At 67.4% G+C, this 15,558-nt stretch carries 20 protein-coding genes and 1 pseudogene; 17 read left to right on the forward strand and 4 right to left on the reverse strand.

Annotation, left to right across the window (positions count from 1 at the left end):
- Positions 1-20: 20 nt before the first annotated feature.
- A pseudogene (locus tag QT17_RS13255) lies at positions 21-308 on the forward strand (hypothetical protein); the annotation flags it as partial.
- A 207-nt stretch (positions 309-515) separates the two neighbouring features.
- Here QT17_RS13255 and QT17_RS14715 read toward each other — a convergent pair.
- Positions 516-641, reverse strand: coding sequence for a hypothetical protein (locus tag QT17_RS14715; RefSeq protein WP_255347417.1), 126 nt, complete (start codon positions 639-641; stop codon positions 516-518).
- Positions 642-695: 54 nt separating this feature from the next.
- Between QT17_RS14715 and QT17_RS14325 the strand changes: the two genes are divergently transcribed.
- Together QT17_RS14325 and QT17_RS14330 are read left to right on the forward strand one after the other, a co-directional pair.
- Positions 696-944, forward strand: coding sequence for a hypothetical protein (locus QT17_RS14325; RefSeq protein WP_081995777.1), 249 nt, complete (start codon positions 696-698; stop codon positions 942-944).
- A 150-nt stretch (positions 945-1,094) separates the two neighbouring features.
- Positions 1,095-1,232 carry a hypothetical protein gene (locus tag QT17_RS14330; protein ID WP_169336162.1) on the forward strand — a complete coding sequence of 46 codons (138 nt, stop codon included), beginning with the start codon at positions 1,095-1,097 and terminating at the stop codon, positions 1,230-1,232.
- 68 nt (positions 1,233-1,300) lie between these two features.
- On the opposite strand, the gene QT17_RS05095 is transcribed toward QT17_RS14330, so the two are convergent.
- Entirely contained in the window at positions 1,301-2,275 is a 975-nt protein-coding gene (locus tag QT17_RS05095; RefSeq protein ID WP_039457292.1) for a catechol 2,3-dioxygenase, read from the reverse strand.
- 200 nt (positions 2,276-2,475) lie between these two features.
- The gene (locus tag QT17_RS05100; protein ID WP_039457295.1) at positions 2,476-4,041 is read right to left on the reverse strand and encodes a 4-hydroxyphenylacetate 3-hydroxylase family protein; all 1,566 of its coding nucleotides are present in this window, start codon (positions 4,039-4,041) and stop codon (positions 2,476-2,478) included.
- A 253-nt stretch (positions 4,042-4,294) separates the two neighbouring features.
- Between QT17_RS05100 and QT17_RS05105 the strand changes: the two genes are divergently transcribed.
- Genes QT17_RS05105 through QT17_RS05165 form a run of 13 tightly spaced genes read left to right on the forward strand, consistent with a single transcriptional unit; the run spans position 4,295 to position 13,366 of the window.
- Positions 4,295-5,086 (forward strand): IclR family transcriptional regulator, encoded by a 792-nt coding sequence (locus tag QT17_RS05105; RefSeq protein ID WP_039457297.1) that lies wholly within the window; start codon positions 4,295-4,297, stop codon positions 5,084-5,086.
- Positions 5,070-5,993: an acetaldehyde dehydrogenase (acetylating) gene (locus QT17_RS05110; protein WP_039457299.1), complete on the forward strand. Its 924-nt coding sequence runs from the start codon at positions 5,070-5,072 to the stop codon at positions 5,991-5,993. The genes QT17_RS05105 and QT17_RS05110 overlap by 17 nt, the downstream gene beginning before the upstream one ends.
- Complete coding sequence (dmpG, locus tag QT17_RS05115; RefSeq protein ID WP_039457303.1) at positions 5,990-7,033, forward strand: 4-hydroxy-2-oxovalerate aldolase; 1,044 nt, start codon at positions 5,990-5,992, stop codon at positions 7,031-7,033. The genes QT17_RS05110 and dmpG overlap by 4 nt, the downstream gene beginning before the upstream one ends.
- Before the next feature lie 9 nt (positions 7,034-7,042).
- Positions 7,043-7,897 (forward strand): NAD(P)-dependent oxidoreductase, encoded by an 855-nt coding sequence (locus QT17_RS05120; RefSeq protein ID WP_039457306.1) that lies wholly within the window; start codon positions 7,043-7,045, stop codon positions 7,895-7,897.
- Complete coding sequence (locus tag QT17_RS05125; protein WP_011229065.1) at positions 7,894-8,367, forward strand: flavin reductase family protein; 474 nt, start codon at positions 7,894-7,896, stop codon at positions 8,365-8,367. The genes QT17_RS05120 and QT17_RS05125 overlap by 4 nt, the downstream gene beginning before the upstream one ends.
- Before the next feature lie 48 nt (positions 8,368-8,415).
- A complete protein-coding gene (locus QT17_RS05130) occupies positions 8,416-8,649 on the forward strand; it encodes a hypothetical protein (RefSeq protein WP_039457313.1) in 234 nt (77 codons plus the stop codon).
- Between the two features lie 6 nt (positions 8,650-8,655).
- A complete protein-coding gene (locus QT17_RS05135) occupies positions 8,656-9,102 on the forward strand; it encodes a DMT family transporter (protein ID WP_039457316.1) in 447 nt (148 codons plus the stop codon).
- The gene (locus QT17_RS05140; RefSeq protein WP_011229067.1) at positions 9,102-9,296 is read left to right on the forward strand and encodes a tautomerase family protein; all 195 of its coding nucleotides are present in this window, start codon (positions 9,102-9,104) and stop codon (positions 9,294-9,296) included. Before QT17_RS05135 ends, QT17_RS05140 begins: the two co-directional genes overlap by 1 nt.
- Entirely contained in the window at positions 9,293-9,988 is a 696-nt protein-coding gene (locus tag QT17_RS05145) for a 2-keto-4-pentenoate hydratase (RefSeq protein WP_024119811.1), read from the forward strand. Before QT17_RS05140 ends, QT17_RS05145 begins: the two co-directional genes overlap by 4 nt.
- Before the next feature lie 10 nt (positions 9,989-9,998).
- Entirely contained in the window at positions 9,999-11,507 is a 1,509-nt protein-coding gene (locus QT17_RS05150) for an aldehyde dehydrogenase (protein WP_039457323.1), read from the forward strand.
- Between the two features lie 7 nt (positions 11,508-11,514).
- A complete protein-coding gene (locus QT17_RS05155) occupies positions 11,515-12,291 on the forward strand; it encodes a 2-keto-4-pentenoate hydratase (RefSeq protein ID WP_014632270.1) in 777 nt (258 codons plus the stop codon).
- 18 nt (positions 12,292-12,309) lie between these two features.
- A complete protein-coding gene (locus QT17_RS05160; protein WP_011229071.1) occupies positions 12,310-12,492 on the forward strand; it encodes a hypothetical protein in 183 nt (60 codons plus the stop codon).
- A 10-nt stretch (positions 12,493-12,502) separates the two neighbouring features.
- The gene (locus QT17_RS05165; RefSeq protein WP_235283770.1) at positions 12,503-13,366 is read left to right on the forward strand and encodes an alpha/beta fold hydrolase; all 864 of its coding nucleotides are present in this window, start codon (positions 12,503-12,505) and stop codon (positions 13,364-13,366) included.
- 252 nt (positions 13,367-13,618) lie between these two features.
- Here QT17_RS05165 and QT17_RS05170 read toward each other — a convergent pair whose 3' ends face one another.
- Positions 13,619-14,581, reverse strand: coding sequence for a recombinase XerD (locus QT17_RS05170; protein ID WP_039457326.1), 963 nt, complete (start codon positions 14,579-14,581; stop codon positions 13,619-13,621).
- 249 nt (positions 14,582-14,830) lie between these two features.
- Here QT17_RS05170 and QT17_RS05175 point away from each other — a divergent pair.
- Positions 14,831-15,558 (forward strand): sensor histidine kinase (locus tag QT17_RS05175; protein ID WP_235283778.1); only part of this gene is annotated, 728 nt, incomplete at its 3' end.

Raw genomic sequence — 15,558 nt, forward strand, 5'->3', positions numbered from 1 at the left:
CACATAAATCTTGACACGACCGGGGGACGAAGGTGCGGGACCACAAGTTTCCTAAGGAAGAGGCGGTGTACAAGCTTCTTTACCTGGAGTCGGAGAGGCAGGAAGGGAGGTGGGCAGAACGGAAACTAAAGGGGTTCTCGGAGGTGAAGGAGGTGCTGGAGAAGATGCTTCAGGAGCGGTATGCCCCCCGTACACAGACTCTTACACATAACTACACATACCTTCGTGTGCTACTTGATCTGTCCCCCCAGGGTGTGAAAAAAGAGGGGGTGCTATGCCACAAGACCGTGAGCACCCCCAGAACGTAGCCTTTGGCTGACCTACCATCTTGACGCAGAGACCCTCATCGTGGCTACCTACATTTGGGTGGGTCACGGGCGTAGCCCGTACCTTGCTGACGAACTCAAAGCCCTCGTCGCTCAAGGTTTCAAGCTCCCCAAAAAGCAAAAGCACCAAAAGGCCACCCTGGCCGAACTCCTGGCCCTCGCCATCTTCCTCCTCCGCAAGATGTTCCCCTACGGGGAAGCAGCCAGGGCCAGGACCTCGCCAAAGGCCACCTCGCGGCCAAGACTACCCTGAAGGCTTACTTCCCCTCCCTCCCCCACCTCTCCCGTTTCTACCGGATCCTCCAGAAGGCTCATGGGCTGCTGGCCCACCTCGCCTTAAAGCTCTCCGGGGGACAAGGCCTGCTCCAGGTGGTAGACCTCAAGCCCATCCCCCTGGCCCACGGCCACCGTATCCACGGCCTCTCTCTTCCTGAGGCCGCGGTGGGGGTGGGTCCCCTGGGAGCCTTTGGCGGGTACGTCCTTGTGCCGGTGATGAACGAGCGGGGCCTCTTCTTTCGTTGGACTCTTCTTCCCGGGAATGCCCGGGAGACCTGGGCAGGGGAGCTTCTGGAGGGTTTGCCCGCGGTCCTTGGTGACCGGGGGTACAAGCTACGCTGACGCGTGACCCGCTGGGTCCAGGGGGTCAAAACACCTTCCTACCGGCTTAGGGGAGGAAAGGTGGTGGAGACGGGGTGGAGAGAGTGGGTCACGCGTCAGCGTAGCTTGTTGGGGAGGGTACGCAACTGGATCGAGACCCGGTTTAGCGTGATGGTACGCTCTTTGGGGCTTCACCGGATAGAGGTTCGGTCCTACTGGGGTCTAGTGGCCCGGGTGAACCTCATCCTGCTGGTCCACAACCTCATCCGTAGCCGGGTGCTCTTGAAAATGGCTAGGGGGGAGCTATGAGGTAGCACACGAAGGTATACGATTTCCAGGTTATAGGGTTATAGGTCCTTCCCCCGACCCGCACCTTGCTAGTCCGCCGCCACCTGCTCTTCTACATCCGGCGTGCCGTAGAGGAAGAACTCGGCGGGCAGGGGGCTACCGTACCAGATGATGCCGGCCTCGAGGGTTTCCTCCGTCCACTTGATGGGCTTCCAGTCGGGATCAAAGATGAGGTAGCCGGGGTCGCCGAAGAGCTCCACCCGGTTCCCGCCGGGCTCGAGGACGTACATGAACATGGCCTGGCTGATGCCGTGCTTGCCGGGGCCGGCCTCGATCTTGATCCCTACCTCGCGGAAGACGTCGGCGATGTTGTTCAGGTCATGGGGGTAGCCGTACCAGTAGCAGATGTGGTGCAGACGCCCCTTGGCCCTCTTGCCGTCCCGCATGAAGGCGATCTCGTGGACCAGGGGGCTCACGCTGATCCAGGCCCCGGCCTCGATGCCGTCCTTCATGACGATGTGCTCCCGGAGGCGGAAGCCCAGGTGCTCCATCATGAAGTTCTTGTTGACGGTGACGTCCGAGGCCAGGAGGTTCACGTGGTCCAGGCGGCGCACGGGCACGCCCCTCAGGGGCCGCTTCTGGGGACGGTTGAGGAGGGGGGTCTTCTTGTCCTCGGGGGGCTCGTAGTACTCCACCTCCCAGAGGAGCTCCATGGGGTGCCCGTCCGGGGTGGTGAAGCGGTAGGCGGGCCCGTGGCCGAGGTCCCCGTCAATCCAGCCCTTGCCAAGGCCCGTGGCCTCCAGGGCCTTCACCCGGCGTTCCAGGGCCTGGGGGGAGCTGGTGCGCCAGGCCACGTGGCCCAGGCCGGGCTTGGGGGCCTCGGTGATCTTCAGGGTGTGGTGGTACCAGTCCTCGTAGGCCCGCATGTACACGGACTGCCCCTCCTGCTTCGTGACCTCCATGCCCAGGAGGTCGCGGAAGAACCAGAGGGTCCCTTCGGGGTTGGGGGTGTAGATCTCCACGTGGGCCAGCTGGTGCACGTCAAAAATCGGCTCCGGCTTCATGGTTTACCTCCCTCGTTTTGGCCTTGAGGCCAGTTGTATGCTAGGTACTTGAAAGTGTAAAGCGCAAGGGGGGTGTTCGCTATAGTCAAATCCCGCATGAAGAGTTGAACGGCGGGGTGGTGTTCGCTATAGTCAAACGCAAGCGGGATGCGAGGAACACGCCGGGGCCCTCAGGACCCCGGCGCGGCCGTGGAGGAACCTTAGGCCTCCGTGGGGTTGATGAGGTCAGGCACCTTCCAGCCCTCCAGGTCGTACTCCCCGAGGAACTTGTCCACGAAGGCCCTGAGGGCCTCGTTGACCCCGGCGGCCTCCATCGCCCCCAGAGCCTCTATGCGGATGTTCTCGTGGTTCCCAGCGTAGTTGCGCTCGTAGAGCTCGTGGCGGCCACCGAACTCCGTGCCCACGGCGTCCCAAAGCGCCTTCATGATCTTTACCCGGGTGACGGCGTCCACCCCGTTGCCCCGCACGTACTGGTCCAGGTACCGCCGGATCTGGGGGTTCTGGAAATCCTTGGCGTGGGAGGGCAGGTAGATGAGGGCGCTCGCCAGGTCGCGCTCAATGATGTCCTTGACTTTGGGGTAGACCTCCGGGGCGAGCACCCGGTAGGTGAGGCCCGCCCAGAGGTTGGGCAGGACGTACCCGTCCACCCAGGGCATGGGGTCGCGGGCCATGGCCTCCGTGAGGGCCCAGAAGAGGTTGCGGTAGGTGAGGATCTCGCCCAGTCGGGCCTGGACGCCGCGGAACTGGGAGGCCCCGGTGACGTCCAGGGCCTTCATCGTGAGGCCGGCGATGAAGTCCAGCTTCACCGCCAGGCGGGTGCACCCCTGGAAGGGGAAGCGGTGGACGAAGCCCGAGAGGGGGAAGAAGGCGTTCACCTTCTCCACGTCCCCGTAGACGAAGACGTTCTCCCAGGGCACCAGCACGTTGTCAAAGACGAGGATGGCGTCGTTCTCGTCCAGGCGGCTGGAGAGGGGGTAGTCAAAGGGGCTCCCTGTCTTGGCGGCGATGAACTCGTAGGAGGCCCGGGAGAGGAGCTTGACCCCCTTGGCGTCCATGGGCACCACGAAGATGAGGGCGAACTTCTTGTCCTTGATGGGAAGGGGCCCGTAGTGGGCGATGAAGTTCACGTGGGTGAAGGCGCTCCCCGTGGCCACCACCTTGGCCCCCGAGACCACGATGCCCGCGTCCGTCTCCCGCTCCACGTGCATGTAGACGTCCCCCACCTCCTCCACGGGCTTGTGCCGGTCCACGGGGGGGTTGACGATGGCGTGGTTCCAGTAGAGGAGCTTTTCCTGGGTTTCCTTGTACCAGCGGCGGGCGTTTTCCTGGTAGGGGGCGTAGAACTCGGCGTTGGGCCCCAGGGTGCCCACGAAGGCCGCCTTGTAGTCGGGGCTGCGGCCGCCCCAGCCGTAGACCGTCCGTTGCAGTTCGGCGATGGTGTCCCGGGCCTTGAGGAGGTCCTCGGCGCTCCGGGGCCCCACGAAGAAGGGGTGGGTCCAGCCGTTGCCGGACTCGGTGGGCACGGTCCACTTCCAGCCCGAGGGGTCCTTAGAGCGCTCCAGGTCCTCCTTGTGGAGCTCGTGCAGCCGGTCGTACCAGCGGGCGAACATGCGGGCGGTGTTGCGGAAGGCGGGGTGGGTGGTCACGTCCTTCACCCGCTCGCCCATGAAGTAGACCTCCCGGCCGTCCCGGAGGCTCTCCAGGTACTCCTCGCCCGTCATGGGCCGGGCCAGCGCCTTGAGCCGCGCATGCACCTGCTCGTTCATTCCAAACCCTCCTTTCTTTCCCCCTTTGGGGTTCGCTAAGTGACTTTAGAGGAAAGAGGCCCTTTCGCAAAGGGGCGGGTTCGCTGAAGGCGAACGGGAACTTCGGTCCCGGCTACAAAATCACGGGACAAATCTCGGGAGCGCCTTCGGCTGAGCAGAGTTCGGGACTTCGGCGGCGAGCCTTTGTTCGGTTATGGCGAACATACTTGTTGTGGGGTTTACCCCAAAAGGACTACGCTACCGCTTGAGGACCGTGCCGAAGGTAATCCGGAGCGTCAAGAAGGCCATAGAGCTCTTGGACCTCTTCACCGAGGAGCGTCCCGAGTGGGGGGTCACGGAGCTCGCCCAGGCCCTGGGGCTTCCCAAGGCCACCGTGCATGGTCTCCTCTGCTCCTTGGTGGAGGGGGGGGTACTCCACCGCCTGCCCTCGGGGCGGTACCGCCTGGGCTGGCGCATTCCCCTGCTCAACCGCGTTCTCATGGAGTCGGTTCCCCTTCGCCTCGAGGCCCGCCCCCGCATGGCCCGCCTGGCCGAGCTCTACGGTGAGACCGTGCACCTGGCGGTGTTGGAGCGGGGCAGGGTGCTCTACCTGGAGAAACAGCAAGGGAACCGGGCCATTCAGGTGAACATCACCGGCGTGGGCGCCTACCTCTACGCTCACGCCTCTGCCCTTGGCAAGGTCCTCCTGAGCGGCCTGAGCGAGAAGGAGGTGATCGCCGTTGTCAGGACCCACGGTTTGCCCGCCCTCACCCCCAACACCATCACCACCCTGGAGGAACTCCTTTCCGAGCTCAGGGGGGTGCGGGAGCGGGGCTACGCCTACGATCTGGAGGAGTACCTTCCCGACCTCTGCTGCGTGGCGGCCGCCATCCGGGACCACACGGGGGAGGTGATAGCCGCCCTGAGCTTTTCCGTCCCCAAGTACCGGTTTTTGGAGATGAAGCAGGCCTACCGGAACGTCATCGTGGAAGCGGCCAAGGAGATCTCCGAGGCCTTAGGTTACGAGGAGGCGAGAGGGAGGAGAGGTTATGTCCGAAAGGGTTAAGGTAGCCATCCTGGGCTCCGGCAACATCGGGACGGACCTGATGTACAAGCTCCTGAAGAACCCGGGCCACATGGAGCTTGTGGCGGTGGTGGGGATAGACCCCAAGTCCGAGGGCCTGGCCCGGGCGCGGGCCTTGGGGTTAGAGGCGAGCCACGAAGGGATCGCCTACATCCTGGAGAGGCCGGAGATCAAGATCGTCTTTGACGCCACCAGCGCCAAGGCCCACCTGCGCCACGCCAAGCTCCTGAGGGAGGCGGGGAAGATCGCCATAGACCTCACCCCGGCGGCCCGGGGCCCTTACGTGGTGCCCCCGGTGAACCTGAAGGAACACCTGGACAAGGACAACGTGAACCTCATCACCTGCGGTGGGCAGGCCACCATCCCCCTGGTCTACGCGGTGCACCGGGTGGCCCCCGTGCGCTACGCGGAGATGGTCTCCACGGTGGCCTCCCGCTCCGCGGGCCCCGGCACCCGGCAGAACATCGACGAGTTCACCTTCACCACTGCCCGGGGCCTGGAGGCCATCGGGGGGGCCAAGAAGGGGAAGGCCATCATCATCCTGAACCCGGCGGAACCCCCCATCATCATGACCAACACCGTGCGCTGCATCCCCGAGGACGAGGGCTTTGACCGGGAGGCCGTGGTGGCGAGCGTCCGGGCCATGGAGCGGGAGGTCCAGGCCTACGTGCCCGGCTACCGCCTGAAGGCGGACCCGGTGTTTGAGAGGCTTCCCACCCCCTGGGGGGAGCGCACCGTGGTCTCCATGCTCCTGGAGGTGGAGGGGGCGGGGGACTATTTGCCCAAATACGCCGGCAACCTGGACATCATGACGGCTTCTGCCCGGAGGGTGGGGGAGGTCTTCGCCCAGCACCTCCTGGGGAAGCCCGTGGAGGAGGTGGTGGCGTGAACTGGGACCTTTCCACGGCCAAGCCCCCGGTGGTGGTGGACACCACCCTGCGGGACGGCTCCCACGCCCACCGGCACCAGTACACGGTGGAAGAGGCCCGGGCCATCGCCCAGGCCCTGGACGAGGCGGGGGTCTACGCCATAGAGGTCTCCCACGGGGACGGGCTTGGGGGGAGCTCCCTCCAGTACGGCTTCTCCCGCACGGACGAGATGGAACTCATCCGCGCGGTGCGGGAGACGGTGCGGCGGGCCAAGGTGGCGGCCCTCCTCCTTCCCGGGATCGGCACCCGGAAGGAGCTCAAGGAGGCGGTGGAGGCGGGGATCCAGATGGTCCGCATCGCCACCCAGTGCACCGAGGCGGACATCTCCGAGCAGCACTTCGGCATGGCCAAGGAGATGGGCTTAGAGGCGGTGGGCTTCCTCATGATGAGCCACATGCGCCCTCCCGAGTTCCTCGCGGAGCAGGCCCGCCTCATGGAGTCCTACGGGGCGGACGTGGTCTACATCGTGGACTCGGCGGGGGCCATGCTCCCGGAGGACGCCTACGCCCGGGTGAAGGCCCTGAAGGAGGCCCTCTCCCGGGCCAAGGTGGGGTTCCACGCCCACAACAACCTGGGCCTCGCCATCGGGAACACCCTGGCGGCCCTGGCCGCGGGGGCGGACTGGGTGGACGCCACCCTAAGGGGCTACGGGGCGGGGGCGGGGAACGCCCCCTTGGAGGTCCTGGCCGCCGTCTTGGACAAGGCGGGGCTCAACCCAGGGCTGGACGTCTTCAAGCTCCTGGACGCCGCCGAGTACGTCATGGGGCCCATCCTCCACTTCCAGCCCTACCCCGACCGGGACTCCGTGGCCATCGGCTACGCCGGGGTCTACTCCACCTTCCTCCTCCACGCCAAGAGGATCGGGAAGGAACTGGGCGTGGACCCCTTGGCCATCCTCCTGGAACTCGGTCGCCGCCAGGCGGTGGCGGGGCAGGAGGACTGGATCCTGCGGGTGGCCCTGGAGCTCAAGGAGAAGGAGGCGGGGGCCCTCGCGGACTAGGGGGAGGCCATGAGGCGCGTAGGGTTTATCGGCCTTGGGCGCATGGGCCTGCCCATGGCCCAGAACCTGGCGAAGGCGGGCTACGAGGTTCTGGCCTGGAACCGCACGCCCAAGGAGGCGGAGGGCCTTGTCCTGGTGGGAAGCCCTAAGGAGGCGGCGGGAACGGGCCTGGTCATCACCATGCTGGCGGACGACGCCGCCACGGAGGCCGTCCTAGGGGAGATCCTGGAGGGGCTTCCCGAGGGGGGGCTCCACATCGCCATGAGCACCCTGGGGGTGCCCTACTCCCGCGCTTTGGAGGAACGGCACAAGGCGGCGGGGCGGCGCTACCTGGCGGCCCCCGTCTTTGGGAGGCCCGAGGCGGCGGCCTCCCGAGCGCTCCGCATCGTGGTGGCGGGGGAGGCCAGGGACGTGGAGGAGACGAGGCCTATTCTTTCGGCCTTGGGCCAGGAGGTCCACGTGGTGGGGGAGCGTCCTTACCAGGCCCACGCGGTGAAGCTTGGGGGGAACTTCCTCATCGCGGCCATGCTAGAGGCCCTTTCCGAGGCCTACGTGCTGGTGGAGAAGAACGGGGTGAAGCGGGAGGCTTTTTACGAGGTGGTGCGGGCCTTTTTCCGCTCACCGGTTTACGAGAACTACGGCCGCATTCTTTTGGAGCGGCGCTTTACGCCTCCGGGCTTTGCTTTGCGCCTTGGGCTCAAGGACGTGCGCCTCATCCACCAGGCGGCGGACACCACCCACACCCCCATGCCCCTTGCCCACCTGCTTTTGGACCGGATGCTGGAGGGGGTGGCCCGGGGGATGGGGGAGGAGGACTGGACCGCCATCCTTAAGCTCGCCGAGGCCCACGGAGGTTTGGCGTGATCGATCCCACGGAGTTCCGCAGGACCCTGGGGCGCTTCGCCACGGGGGTGACGGTGGTCTCCGCCTACGACGAGGGGGGAAACCCCAGGGGGCTCACGGCCAACGCCTTCATGTCCGTCTCCCTGGACCCTCCCCTGGTCCTGGTTTCCCTGGACAACCGCTCCCGGACGAAGCCCGTTTTGGAGCGGGCGGGCCGCTACGGGGTGAGCGTTCTCGCCGAGGAGCAACGGGCCCTTTCCGACCACTTCGCGGGCCGTCCCCAGGAGGGGCTGGAGATCGCCTTTGAGGAGCGGGCGGGGGTGCCCCTCCTGAAGGGGGCCCTGGCTCAGGTGGCGGCCCGGGTGGTGGCGGTCTACCCCGGGGGGGACCACACCCTCTTCCTGGGGGAGGTGGAGTACCTCTCCTGGCGGGAAGGGAGGCCCCTCCTCTACTACGCGGGCCGGTACGGCCGGCTGGGAGAGTGGGGTTAATGTGGCTTAGGGCGCAAAAGGAGGTGAGGAAGCGGCCATGATGAGGCCATGGAAAAGGGCTGGGACCTTTCCCCTCCCCGCTGCGACCTCTGCGGGCGAGCCCTCACCTGGCGGGAAGGGCGGGACCACCTCTACTACTACACCGCCGCGGGGCACACGGGGCTCCTTATGGTCTGCTCCCGCTGCCGTGCGGAGGCGGAGGAGCTTCTTCCCCCCAACCTGCACAGGGCCCTTCCTCCCTGGGGGGGCCTGGCCTACCTCTACAGCCGCAGGCGGGCCTGAGAGGGGGTGGGGCTAGTGGGAGCCTGGGTCCTCCTGGCCCTCTTAGCGGGGGCGGTCCTCCCCTTGCAGGCGGGGGTCAACGCCGAGCTCGCCCGGGTGGTGGGGGGGCCTGTGCGCTCGGCCCTGGTCTCCTTCGCCGTGGGCACCCTGGCCCTCTTCCTTCTGGCCCTTCTCCTCACAGGGCCCTCCTGGCCCTGGGGCCGGATGCTCCAGGCCCCCGGGTGGGTGTATGTGGGAGGGCTTCTTGGAGCGGTATACGTGGTTTCCGTGATCGTCCTGGCGCCCAGGCTTGGACCCCTTCTCACCTTCGCCCTGGTGATCGCCGGGCAGCTTCTCGCCTCCCTCCTCCTGGAGCACCTGGGTCTCCTCTACGCCCGCCATCCCGTGAACCTCCCCCGCCTCCTCGGCCTCTTGCTGGTGCTCCTCGGGGCTTACCTGGTGCGGAGGTTCTGATGGTGGTCCTCAAGGTGACCCTACTGGAGGGCCGCCCCCCCGAGAAGAAGCGGGAGCTGGTGCGGAGGCTCACGGAGATGGCTTCCCGCCTCCTCGGCGAGCCCTACGAGGAGGTGCGGGTGATCCTCTACGAGGTGCGCCGGGACCAGTGGGCGGCGGGGGGCGTGCTCTTCTCGGACAAGGAGGGGACATGACGCTTCTTGAGGCGGTAGAGAAGGCCCGCGCGGAGAGGAGGACCCTTTCCGGCGGGCGGGACTGGGGGGTGGGCCTGGAGGAGGCCTACCGCATCCAGGAAGCCCTCTTCCCCGGGCCCCTCAAGGGCTACAAGCTGGGCCTGGTCTCCGAGGCCAAGCAGCGGCAGATGGGGATCGCCGAACCCATCTTCGGCCGGGTGCACCCGGGGATGCTCCTGGAGCGGGTGGTCCTGGAGGCCTTTATCCAGCCCCGCCTCGAGCCCGAGGTGGCCGTGGTCCTGAAGGAGGACCTGCCCCCCGGGGCCTCCGTGGGGGAGGCCTATCGGGCGGTGGGGGGGTACTTCCTTGCCGTGGACGTGCTGGACTCGGTGTGGGAGGGCTACCGCTTCACCCTCCCCGAGGTGGTGGCGGACAACACCTCCGGGGGCGGCTTCCTCTTGGGAAGGAGGCGCTTCTCCCGGCTTCCCCAGGGAAGCCTCCGGGTCTACCTGAACGGGGAGAAGGTGGCCGAGGGTCCCGTGGAGGCCCTGGGGGACCCGGGGAGGAGGCTCCTTTGGCTTGCGGAGAGGGTCGGGGGGCTTCGGGCGGGCCAGGTGGTCTTCCTGGGCTCCCCGGCCCAGGCGGTGCCCCTCGCGCGGGGCGTCCTGGAGGTCTGGGGCGGGGGGGACGTGCTCCTCGCCCGGGTGGTGTAGGAGGTGCGCCATGGTGGAACCCAAGATCTACAAGGAGACGGTGGAGCGGCTTGAGGCTTTGGGCTTTCCCTTCCGGCTTCCCCTCGAGGTCACCCACTACATCGGGGGGGAGTTCGTGCGGGGGGAAAACTTCTTCCCCGTGGTCTACCCGGCCACGGGGGAGGTGATCGGCACCGCCCCCGAGGGGCGGGAAAAAGAGGTGGAGCAGGCGGTGGCCGCGGCCAAGGAGGCCTTCAAGAAGTGGAGCAAGATGCCGCCGAGCCAGCGCCGTCCCTACCTCCGCCGCTTCGCGGAGAAGATCCGGGAGTACAAGCCGGTCTTTGAGGTCTTGGAGACCTTGGACGTGGGCCGGCCCATCCACGAGAACCGCCTGGGGTACGTGGACCGGATGGCCAACAACATCGAGTTCTTCGCCGACTTCGCCGTGACCCACGGCTCCGAGGCCTACCCCATGGAAAACGGCTACATCAACTACGTCCTCCGCTTCCCCGTGGGGGTGGCGGCCCTCATCACCCCATGGAACATGCCCAGCATGCTCGCCACCTGGAAGATCGGGCCCACCCTGGCCTTCGGGAACACCGCCATCCTGAAGCCCGCGGAGTTCACCCCCTTGGGGGCCTGGCTCCTCGCCCGGTGCGCCCACGAGGCAGGGCTTCCCCCCGGGGTCTTCAACGTGGTCCACGGCTTCGGACCGGACTCCGCCGGGGAGCTCCTCACCAAGCACCCCGACGTGCGCCTCATCTCCTTCACCGGGGAGACCACCACGGGGAAGATCATCATGAAAAACGCCTCGGACACCCTGAAGCGGCTTTCCATGGAGCTCGGGGGGAAATCCCCTAACCTCATCTTTGAAAGCGCTGACCTGGAGCGGGCGGTGGAGGTGACGATGCGGGCGAGCTTCTTCAACCAGGGGGAGGTCTGCCTGGCGGGCTCGAGGCTCCTCGTCCAGCGCTCCATCTACGAGCCCTTCCTGGAGAAGCTGGTGGCGGCGGCCCGCTCCCTCAAGGTGGGGGACCCCCTGGACCCTGAGACCCGCATGGGGGCTCTGATCGCCGAGGAGCACCTGAACAAGGTCATGTCCTACGTGGAAATCGCCCGGGAAACCGCCACCATCCTCACCGGGGGCAGGCGCCCTGAGCTTCCCCACCCCTTTGACAAGGGCTACTTCCTGGAGCCCACGGTGGTGGTGGACGTGAAGCCCACAGACCGGGTCTGCCAGGAGGAGATCTTCGGGCCCATGGTGGTGGTGATGCCCTTTGACACGGAGGAGGAGGCCATTGAACTCGCCAACAACACCCCCTACGGCCTGAACGCCATCGTCCAGACCCGGGACGTGGGCCAGGCGGTGCGGGTCTCCGAGGCCCTGGAGGTGGGCACGGTCTGGGTGAACGACTGGTTCGTGCGGGACCTCCGGGTGCCCTTCGGCGGGGCCAAGCAGTCGGGGATCGGCCGGGAGGGCGGCCACTACGGCTACGAGTTCTACTACGAGACCAAGAACGTCTGCATCGCCAACCGCTAGGAGAGCCATGCGCCCGGAAACCTTCGCCGAGGAACTGGAACGGGCCTGGGAGGAGCGGAGGCCCATAGAGCTCCTCTCCGACCGGGGCCTCAAGGGAATAGAGGCCGCCTACCGGGTGCAGGAGGCCTGGAACGCCCTGCGCCTAGGGAAGGGGGACCGGGTGGTGGGCCGGAAGATCGGCCTCACCTCCAAGGCGGTGCAGGAGCAGCTCGGGGTGGACCAGCCCGACTTCGGCAACCTTTGGGAAAGCCGCTTCTTTGGCGTGGGGGAGCGGGTGGAGGTGGAGGCCCGCCTCTTCCTCCAGCCCCGGGTGGAGGGGGAGCTCGCCTTTCTCATCGGGAGGAGGCTGGAGGGCCCCGGGGTCACGCCCCAGGAGGTGCTCGCCGCCACGGAGGCCGTGGCCTTCGCCATAGAGATCGTGGACTCCAGGATCCGCGATTGGCGGATCCGCATTGAGGACACCATCGCCGACAACGCCTCCTATGGGGGGTTCGTGGTGGGGCCTTGGGAGAAGGCCCTTCTGGAGGAGGACCTCTCCGCCTTGGGCCTGGTGCTTTACAAGAACGGGGAACCCGCGGCCCAGGGGGCGGGGGCGGCCTGCCTCGGCCACCCGGCGCGGGCCGTGGCCTGGCTCGCCAACACCCTCGCCGCCTTCGGGGTGGCCCTGGAGCCCGGGGACATCGTGATGTCCGGGGCCTGGGCCCCGGTGCAGCCCGCAGGCCCGGGGGACCTCTTCACCCTGGTGGGGACGGGGGGGAGGGCCCTTTCCCTGCGCTTCGCCTAGGGGGTGGTCTTCGTGCCCATGCTGGAGGTTTTAGTCTCCCGGGAGAAGCCCCTCACCCGGGAGGAGAGGGAGGCCCTGAAGGAGGAGGCCGAGGCCATCTTCCAGGAGGTCCTCGGCACCCCCAAGGGGCGGCTTAGGGTCTTCGTCCTGGAGGAGGCGCCGAAGGGGGATGAGGCCCAAAGCCCTTCGCGGTGGGCCTAAGGAGGTAGACATGGAAAGCGTCAAGGAGGTAGACATGGAAAGCGTCAAGGTCGCCACGGGACCCTTCCTAACCCACCTCCACCGGTCGGGCGAGGGGGAGGCGGTCCTCTTCATCCACGGCTCGGGGCCGGGGGCCACGGGGCTTTCCAACTGGCAGCTGGCCCTGCCGGAGCTGGGGCGGGACTTCCTCTGCCTGGCCCCGGACCTTGTGGGCTACGGGGAGAGCACCCACCCCGAGCCGCCCCCCCGGGGGGCGAGGGCCTGGATGCGGCTCTGGGTGGACCAGCTCCTGGGGCTTTTGGACGCCCTGGGGCTGGAGCGGGCCCACCTGGTGGGGAACTCCCTCGGGGGGGCCATCGCCCTCCACCTCCTCATGGAGGCCCCGGAGCGCTTCGGGAGGGTGGTCCTCATGGGGCCTGCGGGGGGGCCTTTCCGCCAGACCCCGGAGCTGGACCGCATCTGGGGCTTCTACGAGGACCCCACCTTAAGCGCCATGAGGAACGCCATCCGCTGGTTCGCCTTTGACGAGGGGTTCGTCAGGGACCGCCTCGAGGAGATCGCCCGGATGCGCCTGGAGGCCGCCCTGAGGCCGGAGGTGCGTCGGAGCTTTGAGGCCATGTGGCCGAGGCCGAGGCAGGAGGCCATTGACCAGCTGGTGGTGCCTCCCTCGGCCCTCAAGCGGATGGACCACCCCGTCCTCATCCTCCACGGATACCGGGACGGGATCGTGCCCATAGAGACGAGCCTCTACCTCATGGAGCACCTGCCGAACGCCCACCTGGTCCTTCTGGGGCGGACGAGCCACTGGGTGCAGATCGAGCAGGCGGCGACCTTCCACCGCCTGGTGCGGGCCTTTCTCAAGGGGGAGCTATGAAGGCGGCCAAGACGGAGGCGCTTAAAGGTTTGGCCGTGGGGCCCATGGCCCTCAGGCCCTTCGCCGGGGAGGGGCTCGTGGCGGTGGGGGGGACTTCCTGAAGCGCGTGGAGGACGGCGGGGTGGAGGTAGACGGGGGGCTGGGGCAGGCCTCTTGCCCGGACAACCCCCGGCTTGGGACCCAAAGACCCCAAGCCCGGGGGAGGGGGGTAATCCCCGGGAGCGACGGGTTTTTGGGAACGCGAAGCGCACTTCACTCCTCCCCCCACCCCGGCACCACCAGGCTCTTCATCCCGGTCCAGTAGGCCACCTTCTCCCTGGGGTGGCCTTCTTTGAGGAAGCGGCGGATGGCCCGCCAGCGCAAGGGGAGGGCGAGGTCGGCCCGCCGCTTGCCCTCCGCCTTCACCCCGGCGAAGTCCGCGAACTCGGTCAGGATCCACTTGGCCTCCTCCAGGCCAAGGGGCTTCCCTCGGTTCTTCCCCGGGGCGGGCTTGAGGAGGAGGTGGGGGTAGGGGAGGGGCTGGTGGGAGGCGAGGAAGGCCCTCTGGGGGAGCCAGTCGGCGAGGACCTCCCGGGCGAGAGGGGAGAGGGGGACCTCCCGGAGCTTGGCCCCCCGCACCAGGAGGACCTTCTCCCGGACGTCCTCCTGCCAGAGCTCCACGGCCTCCTTCACCGTGAGGCCAACTTCTCCGAGGAGGACGAGGAGGACCCGGAGGAGGGGACGCCAGTAGGCGAGGGGATAGGCCCCGGCCTTCTCCAGGAGGTCCTGGTAGGCCTCCTCGGGCATGGCCCGGGAGGGGGCGACCACGGGGAGCTCCTGGCGGGAGGGGAGGCGCACATGGGAGGGCATGGGATGCCCGGCCCAGTCCAGGAAGGGGAAGAGGTGCCTGAGGCTCGCCCGGGCCCGCTCCACGGTGCTCCAGGCCATGGGTCCCCGCTCCCCTCCGGGGAAGCCCTTCTCCTTGGCCTCCAGGAGGAAGGCCTTGGGGTCCTCGGGCTCCAGATGGGGCCACCGCCTCCCCTTTAGGGCGAGCCAGCGGACGAAGTAGCCCACGTAATGGGGGGCCACCCGGTCGGGCTTTTTGCGGTGCCGCACCAGGTAGGCCCAGAGGGCCTCCTTGAGGAGCGCCTCGTCCCAGCGCGCCAACGCCTCCCCCACCACCCGCCTCCTCTCCTCGGGGTGGTCCCACACCTCCAGCCCAAGCCCTTCTCTCATCCTCACTACCATCTTATCACCCCCCCCTCAACCACAACCCAACCCCACCCCGCTCCTTCCCTTCGCTTCCTCCTCCTCTCCTTCTCTATTCCCTTCTCCGCACCATTCCCGACGCTTTGACCCCTCCTCATGAGAGTTGGAAGGCTCGGGTTTGGGGGGTGGGGGAGGAAAAAGTGAAAGCAGGGATTAAAGAGGGGAAGCCGAGGGAGCGGGGCTTACCCCACCGCCCCGCCCCCAGAAACCCCCCAGATGGGGAGCCACCTCCTCAACCCCAAGGGGCTGGCCCTCCTGGGCCTCCCCCCAGGAGCCCTGCCCCCTCTCCCCTTGCGGCGGGTGTGGCCCGCCTTGGCGGACCGCCTCGAGGAGGGCGAGGCCTACCTGCCCCTGCCCACAGGCCGCCCGGGCCGGGTGCGGCTTCTGGGGTTTGGGGACCGGCGGATCGCCCTCTTCCAGGAGCAGGCAGAGCTCCTGCGCCTGGCGGAGGAGCTCACCCAAAGCCGGCGCCACCTGGAGCTCCTTAGGGCCCAGGCCCATGAGTTCCAAAACCTCCTCCATGTCATCGGCGGGCTCCTGGAACTCGGGCAGGTGGAAGAAGCCCTGCGCCTCGTGCAAGGAGAGCTCGCCGCCGAGAAGGCGCTGGAAAGCCTTCTCCGCGGAATAGAGGTGCCCTTGGTGGCCGCCCTTCTGCTCGGCAAGCTGCGCCGGGCCAGGGAGCGGGGCCTAGGCTTCCGCCTTGAAGGGAGACTCCCCGCCCGCTACGCCTCCATAGGGGAGAGCCTGGCGAGCATCCTCGGCCACCTGCTGGAGAACGCCCTCGAGGCGGCCCAAAGCAAGGTGGGTCTCCGCTTCCTGGAGGAGGAAGGCCTTAAGGTGGAGGTTCTGGACGACGGGCCGGGCCTTCCCGAGGGGAGGGAGACCCCTTTCCTCCCCGGGGCGAGCGGCCGGGGCGCGGGGCGGGGCTACGGCCTCGCCTTGGC

This window comes from Thermus sp. 2.9 (assembly GCF_000794385.1).
Classification (GTDB): Bacteria; Deinococcota; Deinococci; order Deinococcales; family Thermaceae; genus Thermus; species Thermus thalpophilus.

Coding starts and splice junctions, on each gene's coding strand:
- QT17_RS05155 (WP_014632270.1), top strand. CDS start 11,515: ATGCGCCCGGAAACCTTCGCCGAGGAACTGGAACGGGCCTGGGAGGAG.
- QT17_RS05145 (WP_024119811.1), top strand. CDS start 9,293: ATGACGCTTCTTGAGGCGGTAGAGAAGGCCCGCGCGGAGAGGAGGACC.
- QT17_RS14330 (WP_169336162.1), top strand. CDS start 1,095: ATGGTACGCTCTTTGGGGCTTCACCGGATAGAGGTTCGGTCCTACTGG.
- QT17_RS05110 (WP_039457299.1), top strand. CDS start 5,070: ATGTCCGAAAGGGTTAAGGTAGCCATCCTGGGCTCCGGCAACATCGGG.
- QT17_RS14715 (WP_255347417.1), bottom strand. CDS start 641: ATGAGCCTTCTGGAGGATCCGGTAGAAACGGGAGAGGTGGGGGAGGGA.
- QT17_RS05160 (WP_011229071.1), top strand. CDS start 12,310: ATGCTGGAGGTTTTAGTCTCCCGGGAGAAGCCCCTCACCCGGGAGGAG.
- QT17_RS05100 (WP_039457295.1), bottom strand. CDS start 4,041: ATGAACGAGCAGGTGCATGCGCGGCTCAAGGCGCTGGCCCGGCCCATG.
- QT17_RS05165 (WP_235283770.1), top strand. CDS start 12,503: ATGGAAAGCGTCAAGGAGGTAGACATGGAAAGCGTCAAGGTCGCCACG.
- QT17_RS05095 (WP_039457292.1), bottom strand. CDS start 2,275: ATGAAGCCGGAGCCGATTTTTGACGTGCACCAGCTGGCCCACGTGGAG.
- QT17_RS05130 (WP_039457313.1), top strand. CDS start 8,416: ATGGAAAAGGGCTGGGACCTTTCCCCTCCCCGCTGCGACCTCTGCGGG.
- QT17_RS05120 (WP_039457306.1), top strand. CDS start 7,043: ATGAGGCGCGTAGGGTTTATCGGCCTTGGGCGCATGGGCCTGCCCATG.
- QT17_RS05140 (WP_011229067.1), top strand. CDS start 9,102: ATGGTGGTCCTCAAGGTGACCCTACTGGAGGGCCGCCCCCCCGAGAAG.
- QT17_RS05150 (WP_039457323.1), top strand. CDS start 9,999: ATGGTGGAACCCAAGATCTACAAGGAGACGGTGGAGCGGCTTGAGGCT.
- QT17_RS05170 (WP_039457326.1), bottom strand. CDS start 14,581: ATGAGAGAAGGGCTTGGGCTGGAGGTGTGGGACCACCCCGAGGAGAGG.